We start from the raw sequence: 17,460 nt of genomic DNA on the forward strand, positions 1-17,460 counted from the left end.
CCGACGCCAGACAGTTCTCCGACGTGGATGCGGTTCCGTCCCAGCCGCGACGGCAAGGTGGTCGGGGTGAAGCTCTACAAGGGGTCGCTCAACACCGGGGGCCCTGAGGTCAGCGTGTGGAACGCCAACGGCGAGCGGATCGGTGCGGGGGTCGCCGTCAACGAGTCGGCGTCGGGCTGGCAGAGCGTCACCCTGGCCGAGCCCGTGCCCGTCAGTGCTGGCACGGCATACGTCGTCTCCTACCACGCACCGCGGGGCAGGTACTCCGTCACGACCTCGTTCTTCACGTCGTCGTTCACCCGTGGTCCGGTCACGGCCCCGGCCAGCACGACGAGCGCGCGGAACGGCCTCTACCTCTACGGCAGCCAGCCGGACATGCCGACCCAGAGCAGCAACGCTTCCAACTACTACGTGGACGTCATGTTCGAGTGAGGCCGCCTCAGCGGATGGGCTGCCCGGCTCCGACGCCGACGATGCGCAGCGAGACGACGGCGTCGTCGACGACGTCGACGGTGAGCCGCTGGCCGGTGCGCAGCAGCCGCAGCCCGCTCGACTCGAAGGCGGGCGCCTCGAACGACAGCTCCACGCCGTCGTCACGCAGGACGCTGCCGGTGTGCGTGTCGGGGTCGAAGCGGTGGACGGTGGCCTGCATGCTCCTGATCCAACCAGACGCCCGGTCCTCGAGGACCGACCGTGTCGCCGGCCCCAGCCCCAGGCGGCGCGCGCGGGCCAGGCTGCGTGCGTCGTCGACGTCGGTGCGCAGGCGGGGGAGCGCCAGGTCGAGGCGCACGGCACCGTCGGCGGCATGACGGGACGCGCTGTCGGGCCCGAACCGCGGCGTGAAGCCACGACCGCAGCGCAGCACCGTGCCGGTGCCGTCGCCGTCGGGCACGAAGGACTCGCCCACCGTGGACGCCCGCTCGAGCGCCGTCCGCAGCGACCGCGCGTCGAGGGCCGGGAGGTCGCCGAGGAGGGCCGCCACCCGCGCGCCCGACCCGGCGTGCCGCATACCCGCGGAGACCGCGTCGTTGAGGCCGCTGCCGGGGTCGCCGACGACGGAGACGCCCCGCGCGGCCCACGCGAGGGACAGGGCCTCATCGCCGGTCACGAGCACCACGCAGCGGGGACCGACCGCCTCGACGACGGCGGTGAGGGTGTCGTGGGCGATGGCGCCGCTGAGCGCTGCCCGGTCGGAACCCACGGCGCGGGCCAGGCGGGACTTCCCGTGGCGGGTGTCCTTGACGGGCACGACGACGACCCAGTCGCCTGAGGCCACCGGCCGTCGCCGGGACGGTCCGGACTCGGGGAGCGCGTTCGGGGAGGTCGTCATGCTGGCGATATCGTCCCACTCGCCGTCGCGCTGCTCGACACCGCGCCGCGAGGTGGACAAGATGAAGCCCTGCCACGTCGACCGGCGTGCGCACGACGAGGAGGACGTGACATCGTGACTGCCGGCCCACGCAAGCGGCGGCTGCCCTGGGCCTACCGGCTCGCGGCGCTCCTGCTCCGGCCACTCCTCATGGGCCTCACGAAGCGCGACTGGAAGGGGCTCGAGAACCTACCCGCCGAGGGAGGGTTCGTCGTCTCGCCCAACCACATCTCGTACGCCGACCCGCTCGTCTTCGCCCACTTCATGTTCGACAGCGGGCGCGAGGCGTACTTCCTCGGCAAGGACAGCCTCTTCACCATCCCCGTCGTGGGGTGGCTGCTGAAGAAGAGCGGCCAGATTCCCGTCTACCGCAACTCCGCCGCCGCCGCGGGCGCCTACCGGGCCGCCGTCGAGGGCGTGCGGGCGGGCAAGCCGCTCGGCATCTTCCCCGAGGGCACCATCACCCGCGACCCCGACCTGTGGCCGATGCGGGGCAAGACCGGCGCTGCCCGGGTCGCCCTCGAGACGCGCTGCCCGCTGATCCCCGTGGCGCAGTGGGGCGCCCAGGAGATCCTTTCGCCCTACAGCCACCGCCCGTCGCTCTTCCCCCGGAAGACCATGCACATGTATGCCGGACCCCCCGTCGACCTGTCGGACCTCTACGACCGGCCCATCGACACCAAGGTGCTGCGCGAGGCGACCGACCGGCTCATGGACCGCATCACCGAGCTGCTCGAGGAGATCCGTGGCGAGAAGCGGCCGACGGAGCGTTTCGACCCGCGCCAGCACGGGGTGCCCGAGATCGGCGACCCCATGAAGCACCACGAGATCGGGCGGCACAAGAAGCACGGGCGCCACCACGGCGACGGGGTTGCGCAGTGACGCGCGTCGCCGTCATGGGCAGCGGCAACTGGGGCACCGCCTTCGGGGCGATCCTCGCGGATGCGGGCTGCGAGGTGACGATGTGGGCCCGGCGCGCCGAGGTGGCCGACGCCATCAACCGCGGGCGCAACGAGGCCTACCTGCCCGAGCTCGCGCTGCCGAAGACCGTGCGCGCCACCACCGACCCGGGCGAGGCGCTCGAGCGGGGCGACGTCGTCGTGCTGGCCGTCCCCTCGCAGACCCTGCGCGCGAACCTGTCGGACTGGGGCGCGTCCATCCCGTCCGGCGCGCCCGTGGTCTCGCTCATGAAGGGAGTCGAGCTCGGCACGACGCTGCGCATGAGCGAGGTCATCGCGGAGGCGGCCGACGTCGAGGCGCGCCGGGTCGTGGTCGTGTCAGGCCCCAACCTCGCGCCCGAGATCGCCCGCCGCCAGCCCGCCGCCGGCGTCGTGGCCTGCACCGACATGGAGACCGCAGAGCGGGTGGCGAGCGCCTGCGTCACGCCGTACTTCCGGCCCTACACCGACACCGACGTCATCGGCGCCGAGGTGTGCGGCGCCACGAAGAACGTCGTCGCCCTCGCGTCGGGCATGGCCGAGGGGATGGGCTTCGGCGACAACACCAAGGCGACGATCATCACGCGAGGCCTGGCCGAGACGACCCGCCTGGGTCTCGCGCTGGGCGCGCACCCGCAGACCTTCATGGGACTCGCCGGCGTCGGCGACCTCATCGCCACGTGTATGTCACCGCTGTCACGCAACCACTCCTTCGGCGTGCGGCTCGGGCGCGGCATGACCGTCGACGAGGCCACCGCCGAGCTGCGCACGACGACCGAGGGCGTCAAGTCCTGCCAGTCGATCCTCACGCTCGCCGAGCAGCACGACGTCGTCATGCCCATCTGCGAGCAGGTGGTCGCGGTGATCCGTGACGGCCACTCGGCGAGCGAGGTCGGGCCGCGCCTCATGTCCCGCGACCTCAAGGCCGAGAAGCACTGACGATCCTGTGTCGGCCTCCACCGTCGTCGGCTCGGCGACCCTCAGCTCGGTTGCCAGAGCTCGATGCGGTTGCCCTCGGGGTCGGTGACCCAGCCGAAGCGGCCCACCCCGTCCATGTCCTGGGTCTCTTCCTCGACGGCGGCGCCCCGCGCCCGCAGCTGGGCGAGCATCGCGTCGAGGTCGCGCACCCGGAAGTTGAGCATGGTCTGCTGCCCGCGCGAGCCGAAGTAGTCGGTGTCGGACTCGAGGCGGCGAAGACGGTCGGGCCGGCCTGCTGCTGCCAGAGCCCGTGCTGGTCCAGGTCGAGCCCGATGCAGTCGCGGTACCACTCGCCCAGGGCCGCCGGGTCCTTCGCCCGCACGAACCAGCCGCCGATGCCCAGCACACGTTCCATGCCCTCCATCCTCGCAGGGCGCGAGGGCGTCAGACGGCGCGCAGCGCCTGGTCGAGGTCGGCCCACAGGTCGTCGACGTGTTCGATGCCGACCGAGAGGCGCAGCAGGTTGGCCGGCACCTGCTCGGACTCCGAGGGGTGGCGGCGGCGTCGCTCGACCTGCGACTCGACGCCGCCGAGGCTCGTCGAGTGCAGCCACAGCCGCGTCGCGCTGCACACGCGCTCGGCGGCGTCGGCGTCGCCCGCGACGTCGACCGACAGGATCGCCCCGACCCCGGGGTAGCGCACGCGCTCGACGCCCGGGTGGTCGGCGAGGCGTCGGGCGAGCTCGGCCGCGCTGGCGCTCGCCCGCTCGAACCGGACCGAGAGGGTGCGCAGGCCGCGGAGGGCGAGGAAGACCTCCATCGGGCCGGCGATCGCGCCGTGCAGCGTGCGGTGCCGGAAGAGGCGCTCGCCGATGGCACGGCCCCGCTCCGTGTCGGCGACGACGGTCGCCCCGAGCACGACGTCGCTGTGTCCCGAGAGGTACTTCGTCACCGAGTGCACGACGACGTCGGCGCCGAGCGAGAGGGGCCGGCACAGCAGCGGGGTCGAGAGGGTGTTGTCGACGACGCTCGTCACGCCGAGCTCTCGCGCCCGACCGAGCACGACGTCGAGCTCGGTGACGTCCATGAGCGGGTTGGTGGGCGACTCGAGCCACAGCAGGTCGGCCGACTCGAGCGCGGCGAGGAAACCGGCGGTGTCGGTGGCGTGCACGCGGACGACGGACCCACCGGCCTTCTCGTGCGCGACGAGCAGGTCGCCGGTGCCGTTGTAGGTGGTGTCGGGGGCCACGACGGTGCCACCGGCAGGCAGCAGCGAGAGGGCGGCGGAGATGGCGCCCATGCCCGACGCGTGCACGAGCGCGTGGCCCCCCTCGAGACCGCCGAGGGCCACTTCGAAGGCGTTCCACGTCGGGTTGCCGGAGCGGGCGTAGTTGACCTCACCGTCGGCGGCATACGTCGACGTCAGCTCGACCGGCACGTTCGCCGACGAGCCGGGGGAGCGCTCGGGCCGCCCCGAGGCGACGACGAAGGTCTCGACGTGCAGGTGCTGCGGATCCGCTTGGCTGGCCACCCGTTCAGCGTACGAGCGGCCCCCGGGCGTCGGGATAGAGTCTCGTCTGATGACCACGGACCAGCCCCAGCCCGAGCAGCCGAGCCGCCCCCGCGTCGCCATCGTCTTCGGAGGTCGCTCCTCCGAGCACGCCGTCTCCTGCGCGACCGCAGCCGGCGTGCTGCGCGCCATCGACCGCAGCAAGTACGACGTCGTGCCGATCGGCATCTCGCGCGACGGCCAGTGGGTCCTGGCCGCCGACGACCCGGCCCGCTTCGAGCTGACCGCCGGCCGCACGCCCGAGGTCGAGGCGAGCCCTGCCCACGTCGTGCTGCCGCTGTCGACACGCGAGACGTCGCTCACGGTGCTCGAGTCGGGCCAGCCGCCGCGCGAGCTCGGTCAGGTCGACGTCGTCTTCCCGCTGCTGCACGGCCCGTTCGGCGAGGACGGCACGCTCCAGGGCTTCCTCGACCTCTCCGACGTGCGCTACGTCGGTTCGGGCGTCTTCGCGTCCGCCGCCGGCATGGACAAGCACTACATGAAGGTGGTCTTCGCGGGTCACGGCCTCCCGGTCGGGCCGTATGCCGTCGTCACCGACCGTGCCTGGCGCTCCGACAAGGCGGCCGCCATGGACGCCTGCGCCGGCCTGGCCTACCCGCTCTTCGTCAAGCCCGCCCGGGCCGGCTCGTCGATGGGCATCACCCGCGTCGACGATCCCGCGGCCCTCGAGGCGGCCATCGAGGTGGCCCGCGAGCACGACCCCAAGGTCATCGTCGAAGCCGGTATCAAGGGCCGCGAGATCGAGTGCGCGGTCCTCGAGGGGCACGGCACCTCGGGGCCCCGCACGTCGGACGTCGGCGAGATCCAGGTCCACGACAACCATGCCTTCTACGACTTCGAAGCCAAGTACCTCGCCGAGGCCGACGTCGACCTCAGCTGCCCGGCCGACGTGCCGGAGGAGGTCGCCAAGGAGGTGCAGCGGCTGGCGGCCGAGGCCTTCGAGGCGCTCGGCTGCGAGGGCCTGGCACGCGTCGACTGCTTCTACACCGACGACGGCCGCGTCATCATCAACGAGATCAACACGATGCCCGGCTTCACGCCGACGTCGATGTACCCGCGGATGTGGGCGGCCTCGGGCCTCGACTACCCCGACCTCATCGACGAGCTCCTGTCGCTCGCGCTGGAGCGGCGCACCGGTCTGCGCTGAGACCCCTCTAAAACTGAGCACTCGACCGGCAGGTCCAGTCGAGTGCCCACTTCCGACGTCAGGAGACGTCAGGAACTGAGCACTCGACGGGGAGGGGGGCAGGTCGGCGTCGAGTGCCCACTTTCCGACGGAATACGCCGTCAGGTGCAGTGGCGGCCGGTCTCGGGGAGGGACCTGGCGACGGCCGTGAAGGCGGGCAGCAGGAGCGGCACCGCGCCGTACGTCCCCGGCGCGAGCACCTCGATCGCCGGGTCGCGCCCGTAGGTCGTGGCCGCCGACCCGTCGCTGAGCGGTCGCACCACCCAGTCGACGCCGTCGACGGTCACGCAGTCCTCGGTCGTGGGAGAGAGCGGGTCGAGCCCGCAGCGGGCGATGATCGCAGGGTCGCCCCAGGCAGCGACCGAGCCGTCGTCGGGCTGCGTCGCCACCCGCCCGTGGCCGCTGATGTCGGAGGGCCACCTCGCCGACGCGCACACCGGCGCGGACGCCTGCGCAGCGAGGGCGACCTCGGGCGCCCGGTTGCAGGCGGACAGCACGACGGCGGCGCCGATGAGCGCCGCCGTCGTGGACAGACGTCTGGTCAGAGGACCGGCCTCAGACGTGCACGACCGTGCAGGTGAGCGTGCGCGTGATGCCGGGGACGTCCTGGAGCTTGGCGATGACGAGCCGCCCGAGGTCGTCGACGTTGGACGCCTCGACGCGGGCGATGACGTCGTAGGGGCCGGTGACGTCCTCGGCGAGGGTCACGCCCGAGATGCCGGCGATCTGCTCCGCCACGCTCGCGGCCTTGCCGACCTCGGTCTGAATCAGGATGTACGCCTGGACCACGTGTCACCTCACTGTGTGTCGATCGTTGGACGGCCGCAACGGCATGACGCCGGCACGGCCGAGCTGAACGGCAGGCCTCAGTGTGACTGCGACCGTGCCCTGACGCTACCTTGCCATGGGGCCTCGCGTCCCATGGAAACCGGGCCCTCGAACGGCCGTCCCACCGAAAGGTTGTGTGATCCGTGCCGAACGGGCAGCGGTCAGAGCGCGGGCCGATGATGACGGGCGGTACGCCGCTGCGCTCCCTCGACGAGGACGAGCTGCTGGGGCGGATCCTGCCGACCTTCCGAGCAACCGACGAGCTGCTCGTCGCGCCGGGCGACGACGCCGCCGTGCTGCGCACGTCCGAGCGCACGATCGCCACCACCGACACCGTCGTGCTGGGCCGCGACTGGCTCGACGCGTGGTCGTCGGGCGCCGACGTCGGCCACAAGGTCATCGCCCAGAACCTCGCCGACATCGCCGCGATGGGCGGCCACCCCACCGGCGTGCTCGTGACGCTCGTCGCCGACCCCGAGCTGTCGCTCGAGTGGGTGCTCGACCACGTCTCGGGTCTCGCCGACGCGTGCGCGGAGGCCGGCGTCGCCGTGCTCGGGGGCGACCTGTCGTCGGCCCCGGCCGGCGTCGTCATGGTCTCGGTCACGGCCCTCGGACGGCTCGACGGAGAGCCGGTGCTGCGGTCCGGGGCTCGTGGCGGCGACGTGCTCGCCGTCTGCGGCTCCCTGGGGCTCGCCGACGCCGGCCTCCGGCTGCTGCGCGCCGACGCCGCCGACCGCCTGCCCGAGGCGGTGGCCCACCAGCGCCGGCCCCAGCCGCCCCTCGAGGCGGGTCCCCGAGCCGCCGCCGCGGGCGCGAGCTCGATGCTCGACGTCAGCGACGGCCTCCTGCGCGACGGTGGCCGCATCGCGCGAGCCAGCGGCGTCGTCATCGAGGTCTCCGGCGCGGCGCTCGCACCCGACGTCGCAGCCCTCACCGCCGCCCTCGGTGCCGAGGCCGCGCTCGACTGCGTGCTCGCGGGCGGCGAGGAGCACTCGCTCCTCGCCACGTTCCCCACCGGTGCACTGCCCGACGGGTGGCGCGCCATCGGCGGTGTCAGGGCGCCCCGCGAGGGGGAGCGCGCCGGAATCCTCGTCGACGGCCGCACGGTGGGTCACACCGGCTGGGACCACTTCCGCGACGCCTGAGCCACCTGCGCCACCCCGCTCGGTCACACCCGTCGAGGTATGCCGTCGCGCCGGGTCGTGAGGAATCACCTCGACCATCACCTCGACCATCAGCTCGACCCAGCGGCGCCCGGTGGCGGGAGAGGGCACGAAAAAGGCCGGCCCCCGGGGGGACCGGCCTTCAGCGTTTGGTGAGGGACGTTCAGCGAACGACCTTGCCCGCCTTGAGGCAGGAGGTGCAGACGTTGAGTCGCTTCGGCGTCACACCGTCCACCAGCGTCCGAACGCGCTGGATGTTGGGGTTCCAGCGGCGCTTGGTGCGGCGGTGCGAGTGCGAGATGTTGTGACCGAAGCTCGGTCCCTTGCCGCAGACGTCGCAGTTGGCAGCCACGGGTATCTCCTGAAATTCGATGTTGACGAAGTGCTGAGCTCCACCACCGGTGAGGGGCCGACGCACGCGAGGGCGCGCGTCACCCCGAAGTGCACGGGGGGAACCGGTAAAGAGTAGCCGACGACTCGCTCGGACGACAAAACGGCCGACCCGCCTCACGCGAAGAGCCGTGCCGTGTCGACGAGCTGGGCGGCATACGCGGAGCCGTGCGACGACGCGTGCGTCGCCAGCGGGTGGAGCTGGTGCAGCTCGATCAGCTCGCGCCAGCCGGGATCGAGGCCGGCGACCTCCTCGTAGGCGGACCCGATGCGGTCGAGCCCGGGGCAGCCGAAGAGCGCAAGCATGGCCAGGTCGGTCAGGCCGTGCCCGCCGTGCGCGGCCGGGTCGATGAGGACGGCCGCCTCGGCGGTGAACACGACGTTGCCCGACCACAGGTCGCCGTGGATCCGGGCCGGGGGGCGGTCGTCGTCGTAGTCGCCGGCCGCCAGCCGGTCGCAGACCCGGTCGACCACGCGCGCCCCGGGCGGGTCGAGGTGGCCCCGGTCCACAGCGCGCCGGACGTACGGACGCACCCGCTGCTCCGCGTAGAACAGGCCCCACGTGGGCGTCGGCTCGTTCGACTGCACCTGGCGGCCGATCCAGGCGTCGCCGCTCCACCCGCGAGGTGGCGACCCGAAGGCCGGCGCGCCCGTCGCGTGGGTCACGGCCAGGCCGCGCCCGAGCGCCTCGGCGACCTCGGCGCTCGGACCGGCCGGGTGCAGCCGGGCGAGGTCGATGTGGTCGGCGGCGACGTCGCGGACGTGGACCACCCGCGCGCCGCCGAGGGGCTCGGCCTCCGCCAGCCAGCGCAGCCCGGCCGCCTCGACCTCGTAGAAGCCGGGCGGGGCAGCGGGCCACGACTTGCGGTGGTGGGCGTGGGAGGCGCTCGACACAGCGCCCAACGTAGCCGTGCATGCGACCGTCCGGGGGAGGCGCTAGCCTGCCGAGCATCGACGAGCCGATTCGCAGCACGAGCAGGAGGTCCGATGCCCGGCGACGCGCCGCCGCCTGACGGCCCGCTCACCGTGCTCGACCTCGTGGCCGTCCGTCGGTGGGCCGTCCTGACCCGCTCCCTCTTCGCCGCCCGGCGTGCCGAGATCGACGCCCTCAACGTGTTCCCGGTGCCCGACGGCGACACCGGCACGAACCTCTACCTCACCTTCGACGGAGCCGTTGAGCGCACGCTCGCCACCGCCGAGGTGTCGGCGGCCGACGAGCTGCTCGCCGTGTTCGCCAAGCACCTGCTGTGGACGGCCCGGGGCAACTCCGGGGTCATCCTCAGCCAGCTCGCGCGAGGGCTGGCCGAGGGTTGCGCCGGGTCGCCCGAGATCGACGCCGCGTCGCTCGCCGAGGGTCTGCGGCACGCCGAGGCGCGCGCCCGGCAGGCCGTCACCGACCCCAAGGAGGGCACCATCCTGACGGTGGCCGGTGCCATGGCCGAGGCGGCCACGTCGACGGTCTCGGGGCCGGCACCCGACGGAGGCGGAGTGGGGCTCGGTGGCGAGGCCGTCGGTGTCCACGCCGTCGGTGTCCACGCCGTCGCGAAGGCGGCCCTCGAAGCCGCGCAAGAGGCCCTCGACCACACGCCCGAGCAGCTCGAGGTGCTGGCCCGCGCGGGTGTCGTCGACGCCGGCGGAGCCGGGCTCGTCGTGCTGCTCGAGTGCCTCGAGCGGGTCTGCGCCGGCCAGCGCGCCCACACCGACCACGACGGTGCGGAGCGCCGGTCGAGGCTGCGGCCCGACGCGCCGAGTGCCGCCCTGAGTGCCGCCCGGCCGCCCGCGCACGACGACAGCGAGGCCGTCCCCGCCTTCGAGGTCATGTACCTCCTGCGCGACTCCGACGACGCCGCCGTCGACGTCCTGCGGACCCGGCTCGTCGAGCTCGGCGACTCCGTTCTCGTCGTGGGCGGCGACGGGGAATGGAACGTGCACGCCCACGTCGACGACGCGGGCGCCGCGGTCGAGGCCGGCATCGAGGCCGGTCGCCCGCACCGTGTGCGCATCACGAGCCTGACCGGCGACCACGCGCTCGCAGCCCATGCCGGCCGCCAGAGTCGCACCGAGCCGTCCGGGGTTCGACCGCGCGTCGGAACAGCCATCGTGGCCTGCGCGGCGGGCGACGGGCTCGAGGCGCTCTTCGAAGAGGCAGGGGCCGTCGTCGTGCGCTCGGGTCCCGGCCGCCGGGCCTCGACCGGCGGACTCATCGATGCCATCCGCGAGCAGCACGAGCGCGGGGCCTCCGGGGTCGTCGTGCTGCCGAACGACGGCGACACGCTGCTGGCGGCCGCAGCCGCCGTGCGGGCGGTCGCCGACGAGGGCATCGAGGCCCACCTCGTGCACGTCCGCACCGCCGTCCAGGGCATCGCCGCCCTCGCGGTCTTCGAGCCGTCCGCCGCCGCCGGCGCCAACGTTCTCGCGATGCAGGCCGCCGCGTCGGCGACCCGGCACGGGGCCGTCACCCTCGCCAACCGTGCCGCCCTCACGAGCGGCGGCCCGTGCGAGGCGGGCGACGTGCTCGGGGTCGTCGACGGCGACGTCGTCATCGTGGGCGCCGACGAGCTCGTCGTGGCCCGCGAGGTCGTGCACCGGCTGCTAGCCAGCGGCGGCGAGCTCGTCACCGTCGTGGCCGGCGCCGACGCGCCGGACGGCCTGCTCGAGGCGGTCACCGCCGAGGCCCGGACGGCGCACCACGGCATCGAGGTTTCGCTCATCGACGGCGGGCAGGCGGTCTACTCCGTGCTGCTCGGGGTGGAGTGACGCCGTGCCCGCGCTCACCGAGGACTCCCCGCTCACCAAGCTGCTCTCCAAGCCCGACGCCGCCCAGCTCGCCAGGACCAAGGGCCTGCAGAGCGTCGGCGACCTGTTCGAGTTCGTGCCCCGCCGCTACGTGCGCCCCGGCCAGCTCACCGACCTCTCGTCCCTGCACGTCGGCGAGGACGTCCTCGTCGTCGCCGAGGTGCGCAAGGCCACGACGCGGCCCATGCGCAACCGCCGGGGCAAGATGCTGACCGTCGTCATCGGTGACGACCACGGCAACGAGCTCGACGTGACCTTCTTCAGCGCCTACGGACACGACAAGAAGCTGCTGCCCGGTGTGCGCGGGCTCTTCGTGGGGCAGATCGGGGCGTACGGCAGGCGGCTGCAGCTGACCCACCCGGAGTACGAGCTCTTCGACGACGACGAGCAGGGCGAGGCGACCGTCGAGTGGTACGCCACACACCGCGTGCCCGTCTACTCCACGACCGGCAAGCTCAACTCCCTCAAGCTGCGCCGCCTCGTCGCCCAGGCACTCGACTCCGTCGACCGCGTGCGCGAGCCCGTTCCCGAGGGCGTACGCGTGGCGCGCGGCCTGCTGGACCGCGCCGTCGCGCTCGAGCTCGTCCACCGGCCCTCGCTCGACGACAAGCCTTCGCGTGGCCTCGACCGCCTCAAGTACGACGAGGCGTTCGTGCTCCAGACCATCCTCGCCCAGCGGCGCAAGGCGGCGGAGACCGAGCTGGCCACGCCCCGCCTGCCGCGGCCCGGCGGCCTGCTCGCCGCCTTCGACGACCGGCTGCCGTTCGAGCTGACCGCCGGCCAGCGCGAGGTCGGCGAGGTGCTGGCGTCCGAGCTGGCGTCCGAGCGGCCGATGCACCGCCTGCTGCAGGGCGAGGTCGGGTCGGGCAAGACGATCGTGGCGCTGCGGGCGATGCTGGCGGCGATCGACGCGGGCGGCCAGGCTGCCCTGCTCGCGCCCACCGAGGTGCTCGCCGCCCAGCACCACCGGTCCATCACGTCGATGCTGGGCGAGCTCGCCCTCGGCGGGATGCTCGGCGGTGCGGAGCACGGCACGACCGTCGCCCTGCTCACGGGCAGCCAGGGCGCTGCAGCCCGCCGCAAGGCCCTGTTGGCCGCCGCGTCCGGCGAGGCCGGCATCGTCGTCGGCACCCACGCGCTCATCCAGAAGCACGTCCAGTTCGCCGACCTCGCGCTGGTCGTCGTCGACGAGCAGCACCGCTTCGGCGTCGAGCAGCGCGACGCCCTGCGCGAGAAGGGCCTGCGACCCCCGCACGTGCTCGTCATGACGGCGACCCCGATCCCGCGCACCGTCGCGATGACCGTCTTCGGCGACATGGAGACCTCGACGCTGCGCGAGCTGCCGAAGGGCAGGTCGCCGATCACGACGCACGTCGTCGACGCCGACAAGCCGGGCTGGGTCGACCGCACGTGGCAGCGAGTGGCCGAGGAGGTCGCGCAGGGACACCAGGCGTACGTCGTCTGCCCGCGCATCGGCGACGTCGACGACGAGGCCGGCACGACGGGTGGCACCGACACCTCCGACGAGGACGCCGGCTGGGACGACTGGGACACCGACGAGAGCGGCGACGACGAGGGCGGAGCGCCCGAGCGCGAGCTCACCGGCGTCTACGCGATGCTCAGCACCCTGCAGGCCACCCCGGCGCTCGCGGGCGTGCGGCTCGGGGTGCTGCACGGGCGGCTCGACCCCGACGAGAAGGACGCGACGATGCGCGCCTTCGGGGCGGGCGAGATCGACGTGCTCGTCGCGACGACCGTCATCGAGGTCGGTGTCGACGTGCCCAACGCGTCGGTCATGGTCGTCGTCGACGCCGACCGGTTCGGCATCTCCCAGCTGCACCAGCTGCGTGGTCGCGTCGGCCGAGGCGCCGTCCCCGGGCTGTGCCTGCTGATGACCCGCGACCCGGGGGAGCGCGCCGTCGAACGCCTCGACCAGGTGGCCGCGACCACCGACGGCTTCGAGCTCGCCCGTGCCGACCTGCTGCTGCGCCGCGAGGGCGACGTGCTCGGTGCCCGGCAGAGTGGCCGCGGCAGCTCGGTGCGCCACCTGCGCCTCGGCCGGCTGGAGGACGAGCAGATCATCGCCGACGCCCGCGAGGACGCCTTCGCCCTCGTCGCCGACGATCCCGGCCTGCGGGCCCACCCGGCGCTCGCGGCTGCCGTCGCCGTGCGCCTCGACGAGGAGCAGGCCGCATGGCTCGAGCGGGGCTGACGTGACGCGCATCATCAGCGGCGCGGCCGGTGGCCGGCGCCTCCAGACTCCTCCCGGCTCCTCGACCCGGCCCACCTCCGACCGCGTGCGCGAGGCGCTCTTCAGCCGCCTCGAGCACCGGGGGCTGCTCGAGGGCACCAACGTGCTCGACCTCTACGCCGGCTCGGGTGCGCTCGGGCTCGAGGCTGCGAGCCGTGGGGCGCGTCTGGTGCTGCTCGTCGAGTCGCACAAGGCGGCCGCCAAGGTCATTCGCGCCAACATCGGCGTCGTCGGCCACGACGGGGTGCGGCTGCTCGCCGACACCGTCGAGCGCGCCCTCGCCGCCGGCCCGCCGAGCGGCGTGCGCATGGATCTCGTCCTGCTCGACCCGCCCTACGACGTGACGGAGGAGGCCCTCGCAGCCGTGCTCGAGGCCCTCGTCGATCGGGGGTGGCTGGCGCCCGACGCCTTCGTCGTCGTCGAGCGGTCGTCGCGGTCGCCGCAGCCCAGCTGGCCCGAGGGTCTCGAGCTCTCCGGCGAGAAGCGCTACGGCGAGACGGCCGTGTGGTTCGCCGAGCCGCCGCCGGCCGATGTCGTGGCGTGACCCCACCCACGGCGTACGGCGACGGTAGGTTGGGCGCGTGACGAGCGAAGCGCGCCGCTGTGTCTGCCCCGGGTCCTACGACCCCATCACCAACGGCCACGTCGACGTGGTGACGCGAGCGAGCCGGCTCTTCGACGAGGTCGTCGTCGCGATCCTGCACAACCCGAGCAAGCTGGGTACCTTCAGCGTCGAGGAGCGCACTGGCCTCATCGAGCAGTCCCTCGGCCACCTGCCCAACGTGCGGGTGGGGGCGTGGGCAGGCACCCTCGTCGTCGACGTGTGTCGCGAGGTGGGCGCCGCCAGCATGGTCAAGGGCCTCCGTGGCGGCACCGACTTCGCCTACGAGCTGCCGATGGCCCACATGAACCACCACCTGACGGGTGTCGAGACCCTCTTCATCGCCGCCGACCCGACGCTCCAGCACGTCTCCAGCTCGCTCATCAAGGAGGTCGTGCGCTACGGCGGCGACGTGACGGGCATGGTGCCCGACCCCGTGCTGGTCGCCCTGCGGGAGCGTCTGGGCTGATTTGGGTGCACGCCGCCCCTCTAGTAGCCTTGGAGGTCGGTCCACGTCCGTCTTGGCGCGGGCCGAACCCTCTACTGTGCGCAGGAGCCATGACTCGTCCCGATCCTCGTTCTCCTCTGGTGCTCGACACCAGGGAGCTCAACAGGCGACCGGGAACGATGCAGGAGCTCTCGCGCACGGTGACGTTGCCCGAAGACCTCGGCACCGACGTCATCTCGATCAAGGCCGGCGAGCCGGTCCGGGTCGAGGTGCGGCTGGAGTCCGTCGTCGAAGGAGTCCTCGTCACGGGTTCGGTCGACGCCACGGCGACCGGCGCCTGCGTGCGGTGCCTGGATCCTGTCGAGCTCGATGTCGACGGGACCTTCCAGGAGCTGTTCGCCTACGCCGACCGGGCGGCGCACCACCACGAGGTGGGAGCCGACTCGGACGAGGACGAGGTGCACGAGCTGGTCGGTGACCTCATCGACCTCGAGCCCGTGCTCCGGGACGCTGTCGTGCCGACGCTGCCGTTCCAACCGGTGTGCCGGCAGGACTGCCCGGGGTTGTGTTCCGAGTGTGGGATGCACCTCGCGGAGGACCCGGACCATCATCATGAAGTGATCGACCCGAGGTGGTCGTCCCTCAGCGGACTGCTGGCGGACGACCCGCAAGAGAAGAGGAACTGACGTGGCTGTCCCGAAGCGGAAGATGTCGCGCTCCAACACCCGTTCGCGTCGCGCGAACTGGAAGGCAACGCCGACCACGCTGACCACGTGCCCCCAGTGCGGTGCGGCTGCCCAGCCGCACATCGCGTGCCCCTCGTGTGGCACCTACAAGGGCCGTCACTACGCCGTCGCCGAGCGCACCGAGCACCAGGCCTGAGCACCCCGTGAGCAGCCCCGTGAACGGCCTTGGGTCTGGGGATGTTCCGATGGTGCCGCAGCGGCCCGTCGATGCTCTGATCGCCCACCTCCGAGAGGTGGTCGGACAGGACATCGACGAGCCGCTGCTGCTGCGTGCCCTGACGCACCGCTCGTACGCGTACGAGAACGGCGGTCTGCCGAACAACGAGCGCCTCGAGTTCCTCGGCGACTCGGTGCTCGGCGTCGTCGTCACCGAGACCCTCTACCGCGAGCACCCCGACCTCGCCGAGGGCCAGCTGGCCAAGCTGCGGGCGGCGGTCGTCAACATGCGCGCCCTCGCGGACGTCGCGCGCACCTTCCGCCTCGGCGAGTACGTCATGCTCGGCAAGGGTGAGGAGGCGACCGGCGGCCGCGACAAGGCCTCGATCCTCGCCGACACCCTCGAGGCCCTCATCGGCACGGTCTTCCTCTCGACCGACATCGACGACGCGGCCCGCTTCGTGCACCACCACTTCGACCCGCTCATCGAGGAGGCCGCGACCCTCGGGGCCGGCCTCGACTGGAAGACGAGCCTGCAGGAGATGGCGGCCGGCGCCGCGCTCGGGTCGCCCGAGTACCGCGTCGGCGAGCAGGGACCCGACCACGAGAAGGAGTTCCACGCCCGCGTCGTCGTCGGCGAGGAGGTCCTCGGTGAGGGCCGCGGCCGCTCGAAGAAGGAGGCCGAGCAGAAGGCCGCCAAGCAGGCCTGGCACACGCTCGACGGCCGGCGCACCGCCCTCGACGGCGGCGCTCAGGCTTCCGCGCCGACAGCCGGGCCGACAGCCGCGCCGACAGCCGCCCCGACAGCGTCGCAGGCCACGCGCCCGACCGCGTCCTGAGCCGCGCGTGCCCGAGCTCCCCGAGGTCGAGGTCGTCCGGCGCGGCCTCGAGGACCACGTCGTCGGACGCCACGTCACGCGTGCCCGCATCACCGGGGTCCGCGTGGCGCGGCGCCACGACGCCGGGCCCGACGACCTCGCTGCTCGCCTCCACGACGTCACGGTCACGGCGGCCTCGCGCCGCGGCAAGTACCTCTGGCTCGCCCTCGACGGCGAGGACGCGCTCATCGTGCACCTCGGCATGAGCGGCCAGATGCTCGTCGAGCCGGCCGAGGCCCCGCTCGAGAAGCACTGCCACGCCCGGTTCGACTTCGCCGACGACGGGCCGCAGCTGCGCTTCGTCGACCAGCGCACCTTCGGCGGGCTCGCCCTCTCGCCGCTGCGGCCCGACGGCATCCCCGAGTCGGTGGCGCACATCGCGCCCGACCCCTTCGAGGCCGCCTACGACCAGGCCGCCGTCGTGCGTCGCATGAAGCAGCGCGACAGCGCCGTCAAGCGGGCGCTGCTCGACCAGTCCCTCGTCTCCGGCATCGGCAACATCTACGCCGACGAGGCGCTGTGGCGGGCGAAGGTGCACGGCGAGCGCCTCTGCTCCGCACTCACGAAGCCGACCCTCTCGCGCGTGCTCGACCACGCCCGCGAGGTCATGTCCGAGGCGCTCGGCCAGGGCGGCACGAGCTTCGACTCGCTCTACGTCAACGTCAACGGGGCGAGCGGCTACTTCGACCGGTCGCTGCACGCGTACGGCCGGGCAGGCACGCCCTGCGACCGGTGCGGCACGATCATGCGGCGCGAGCAGTTCATGAACCGCTCGTCGTTCTCCTGCCCCCTCTGCCAGCCACGCCCGAGACGTCGAAGCCCGTCCTGACCGCAGGTGCGGCGGACCGGCTCCGGACGGGTCTCGGCTGGCAGTCGGTGGGCTCAGCGGCCGCCGGCACGGCGCTTGGGTGCGGGCCGCGTGGGGTCGTCCTGCGCCGGCTCGACGTCGTCGGGGACGACGATGGGCTTGAGGCGCGCCCACACGACGAACGCGGCGCTGACGACGAGCAGGGCGAGGCCGGCATACAGGTTGGCGTTGACGCCACCCGTCTTGTCCAGGGCCTTGTCGCCGAGCAGGCCCATCAGGGTGAGGATCACCCCGTAGAGGCCGAGCAGGGCGCCGATGAAGTTGCGGATGTCGAAGGCTCCGGCGGTGTGCCGCCCGCTCCGTGCGGCGTCGGGGGCAGGCGCGTCGATCTCGTGCTGGCTCATGTCGCTGCTCC

21 protein-coding genes are annotated in these 17,460 nt (G+C 72.9%); 13 read left to right on the forward strand and 8 right to left on the reverse strand.

Translation table 11 applies throughout. The features are described from left to right. The first annotated feature begins 27 nt into the window (after positions 1 to 27). On the forward strand, positions 28 to 432 hold the full coding sequence (locus tag ACYVNR_RS08240) for a DUF4082 domain-containing protein (protein WP_461047711.1): 405 nt from the start codon (positions 28 to 30) through the stop codon (positions 430 to 432). Between the two features lie 7 nt (positions 433 to 439). On the opposite strand, the gene cofC is transcribed toward ACYVNR_RS08240, so the two are convergent. Next, positions 440 to 1,330, reverse strand: coding sequence for a 2-phospho-L-lactate guanylyltransferase (cofC, locus tag ACYVNR_RS08245; protein WP_461047712.1), 891 nt, complete (start codon positions 1,328 to 1,330; stop codon positions 440 to 442). A gap of 114 nt (positions 1,331 to 1,444) precedes the next feature. On the opposite strand from cofC, the gene ACYVNR_RS08250 reads away from it, so the two are divergent. Both ACYVNR_RS08250 and ACYVNR_RS08255 read left to right on the forward strand, forming a co-directional pair. Beyond that, a complete protein-coding gene (locus ACYVNR_RS08250; protein ID WP_461047713.1) occupies positions 1,445 to 2,251 on the forward strand; it encodes a lysophospholipid acyltransferase family protein in 807 nt (268 codons plus the stop codon). Continuing rightward, positions 2,248 to 3,246: an NAD(P)H-dependent glycerol-3-phosphate dehydrogenase gene (locus tag ACYVNR_RS08255; RefSeq protein ID WP_461047714.1), complete on the forward strand. Its 999-nt coding sequence runs from the start codon at positions 2,248 to 2,250 to the stop codon at positions 3,244 to 3,246. The genes ACYVNR_RS08250 and ACYVNR_RS08255 overlap by 4 nt, the downstream gene beginning before the upstream one ends. A gap of 41 nt (positions 3,247 to 3,287) precedes the next feature. Here the strand turns inward: ACYVNR_RS08255 and ACYVNR_RS08260 are convergent, their stop codons facing one another. Then, complete coding sequence (locus ACYVNR_RS08260) at positions 3,288 to 3,575, reverse strand: VOC family protein (RefSeq protein WP_461047715.1); 288 nt, start codon at positions 3,573 to 3,575, stop codon at positions 3,288 to 3,290. 94 nt (positions 3,576 to 3,669) lie between these two features. Next, positions 3,670 to 4,755: a trans-sulfuration enzyme family protein gene (locus ACYVNR_RS08265; protein WP_461047716.1), complete on the reverse strand. Its 1,086-nt coding sequence runs from the start codon at positions 4,753 to 4,755 to the stop codon at positions 3,670 to 3,672. Between the two features lie 49 nt (positions 4,756 to 4,804). On the opposite strand from ACYVNR_RS08265, the gene ACYVNR_RS08270 reads away from it, so the two are divergent. Further along, on the forward strand, positions 4,805 to 5,941 hold the full coding sequence (locus ACYVNR_RS08270; RefSeq protein ID WP_461047717.1) for a D-alanine--D-alanine ligase family protein: 1,137 nt from the start codon (positions 4,805 to 4,807) through the stop codon (positions 5,939 to 5,941). Between the two features lie 140 nt (positions 5,942 to 6,081). On the opposite strand, the gene ACYVNR_RS08275 is transcribed toward ACYVNR_RS08270, so the two are convergent. Further along, on the reverse strand, positions 6,082 to 6,477 hold the full coding sequence (locus tag ACYVNR_RS08275) for a DUF3515 family protein (RefSeq protein WP_461047718.1): 396 nt from the start codon (positions 6,475 to 6,477) through the stop codon (positions 6,082 to 6,084). A gap of 58 nt (positions 6,478 to 6,535) precedes the next feature. After that, a complete protein-coding gene (locus tag ACYVNR_RS08280; RefSeq protein WP_030146698.1) occupies positions 6,536 to 6,769 on the reverse strand; it encodes an Lrp/AsnC family transcriptional regulator in 234 nt (77 codons plus the stop codon). A gap of 215 nt (positions 6,770 to 6,984) precedes the next feature. On the opposite strand from ACYVNR_RS08280, the gene thiL reads away from it, so the two are divergent. Further along, positions 6,985 to 7,953 carry a thiamine-phosphate kinase gene (thiL, locus tag ACYVNR_RS08285; RefSeq protein ID WP_461048296.1) on the forward strand — a complete coding sequence of 323 codons (969 nt, stop codon included), beginning with the start codon at positions 6,985 to 6,987 and terminating at the stop codon, positions 7,951 to 7,953. A gap of 181 nt (positions 7,954 to 8,134) precedes the next feature. On the opposite strand, the gene rpmB is transcribed toward thiL, so the two are convergent. Together rpmB and ACYVNR_RS08295 are read right to left on the reverse strand one after the other, a co-directional pair. After that, positions 8,135 to 8,323, reverse strand: coding sequence for a 50S ribosomal protein L28 (rpmB, locus tag ACYVNR_RS08290; RefSeq protein ID WP_020142801.1), 189 nt, complete (start codon positions 8,321 to 8,323; stop codon positions 8,135 to 8,137). Between the two features lie 155 nt (positions 8,324 to 8,478). Beyond that, positions 8,479 to 9,264 (reverse strand): fructosamine kinase family protein, encoded by a 786-nt coding sequence (locus tag ACYVNR_RS08295; RefSeq protein ID WP_461047719.1) that lies wholly within the window; start codon positions 9,262 to 9,264, stop codon positions 8,479 to 8,481. Between the two features lie 84 nt (positions 9,265 to 9,348). Here ACYVNR_RS08295 and ACYVNR_RS08300 point away from each other — a divergent pair, with 84 nt between their 5' ends. From ACYVNR_RS08300 to mutM, 8 genes are all read left to right on the forward strand, one after another. Continuing rightward, positions 9,349 to 11,118, forward strand: coding sequence for a DAK2 domain-containing protein (locus ACYVNR_RS08300; protein WP_461047720.1), 1,770 nt, complete (start codon positions 9,349 to 9,351; stop codon positions 11,116 to 11,118). 4 nt (positions 11,119 to 11,122) lie between these two features. Beyond that, entirely contained in the window at positions 11,123 to 13,369 is a 2,247-nt protein-coding gene (locus ACYVNR_RS08305) for an ATP-dependent DNA helicase RecG (RefSeq protein WP_461047721.1), read from the forward strand. 1 nt (position 13,370) lies between these two features. Further along, positions 13,371 to 13,952: a 16S rRNA (guanine(966)-N(2))-methyltransferase RsmD gene (gene rsmD, locus ACYVNR_RS08310; RefSeq protein ID WP_461047722.1), complete on the forward strand. Its 582-nt coding sequence runs from the start codon at positions 13,371 to 13,373 to the stop codon at positions 13,950 to 13,952. Positions 13,953 to 13,989: 37 nt separating this feature from the next. Continuing rightward, positions 13,990 to 14,478, forward strand: a complete 489-nt coding sequence (coaD, locus tag ACYVNR_RS08315) for a pantetheine-phosphate adenylyltransferase (RefSeq protein WP_461047723.1) — start codon at positions 13,990 to 13,992, stop codon at positions 14,476 to 14,478. 89 nt (positions 14,479 to 14,567) lie between these two features. Then, positions 14,568 to 15,143 (forward strand): YceD family protein, encoded by a 576-nt coding sequence (locus tag ACYVNR_RS08320; protein WP_461047724.1) that lies wholly within the window; start codon positions 14,568 to 14,570, stop codon positions 15,141 to 15,143. 1 nt (position 15,144) lies between these two features. Continuing rightward, positions 15,145 to 15,339 carry a 50S ribosomal protein L32 gene (gene rpmF, locus ACYVNR_RS08325; RefSeq protein ID WP_045191645.1) on the forward strand — a complete coding sequence of 65 codons (195 nt, stop codon included), beginning with the start codon at positions 15,145 to 15,147 and terminating at the stop codon, positions 15,337 to 15,339. Between the two features lie 49 nt (positions 15,340 to 15,388). Next, positions 15,389 to 16,198, forward strand: a complete 810-nt coding sequence (gene rnc / locus ACYVNR_RS08330) for a ribonuclease III (protein ID WP_461047725.1) — start codon at positions 15,389 to 15,391, stop codon at positions 16,196 to 16,198. Between the two features lie 7 nt (positions 16,199 to 16,205). Continuing rightward, the gene (gene mutM, locus ACYVNR_RS08335) at positions 16,206 to 17,066 is read left to right on the forward strand and encodes a bifunctional DNA-formamidopyrimidine glycosylase/DNA-(apurinic or apyrimidinic site) lyase (RefSeq protein ID WP_461047726.1); all 861 of its coding nucleotides are present in this window, start codon (positions 16,206 to 16,208) and stop codon (positions 17,064 to 17,066) included. Between the two features lie 53 nt (positions 17,067 to 17,119). On the opposite strand, the gene ACYVNR_RS08340 is transcribed toward mutM, so the two are convergent. Continuing rightward, on the reverse strand, positions 17,120 to 17,449 hold the full coding sequence (locus ACYVNR_RS08340; RefSeq protein WP_461047727.1) for a hypothetical protein: 330 nt from the start codon (positions 17,447 to 17,449) through the stop codon (positions 17,120 to 17,122). Between the last annotated feature and the right edge of the window lie 11 nt (positions 17,450 to 17,460).

It is taken from the genome of Terrabacter koreensis (assembly GCF_054783315.1).

Bases quoted from the DNA above. Each gene is read 5' to 3' on its own strand.
- ACYVNR_RS08300 (WP_461047720.1), top strand. From the start codon at position 9,349: ATGCCCGGCGACGCGCCGCCGCCTGACGGCCCGCTCACCGTGCTCGAC.
- ACYVNR_RS08240 (WP_461047711.1), top strand. From the start codon at position 28: ATGCGGTTCCGTCCCAGCCGCGACGGCAAGGTGGTCGGGGTGAAGCTC.
- rnc (WP_461047725.1), top strand. From the start codon at position 15,389: ATGGTGCCGCAGCGGCCCGTCGATGCTCTGATCGCCCACCTCCGAGAG.
- cofC (WP_461047712.1), bottom strand. From the start codon at position 1,330: ATGACGACCTCCCCGAACGCGCTCCCCGAGTCCGGACCGTCCCGGCGA.
- ACYVNR_RS08270 (WP_461047717.1), top strand. From the start codon at position 4,805: ATGACCACGGACCAGCCCCAGCCCGAGCAGCCGAGCCGCCCCCGCGTC.
- thiL (WP_461048296.1), top strand. From the start codon at position 6,985: ATGATGACGGGCGGTACGCCGCTGCGCTCCCTCGACGAGGACGAGCTG.
- ACYVNR_RS08320 (WP_461047724.1), top strand. From the start codon at position 14,568: ATGACTCGTCCCGATCCTCGTTCTCCTCTGGTGCTCGACACCAGGGAG.
- ACYVNR_RS08340 (WP_461047727.1), bottom strand. From the start codon at position 17,449: ATGAGCCAGCACGAGATCGACGCGCCTGCCCCCGACGCCGCACGGAGC.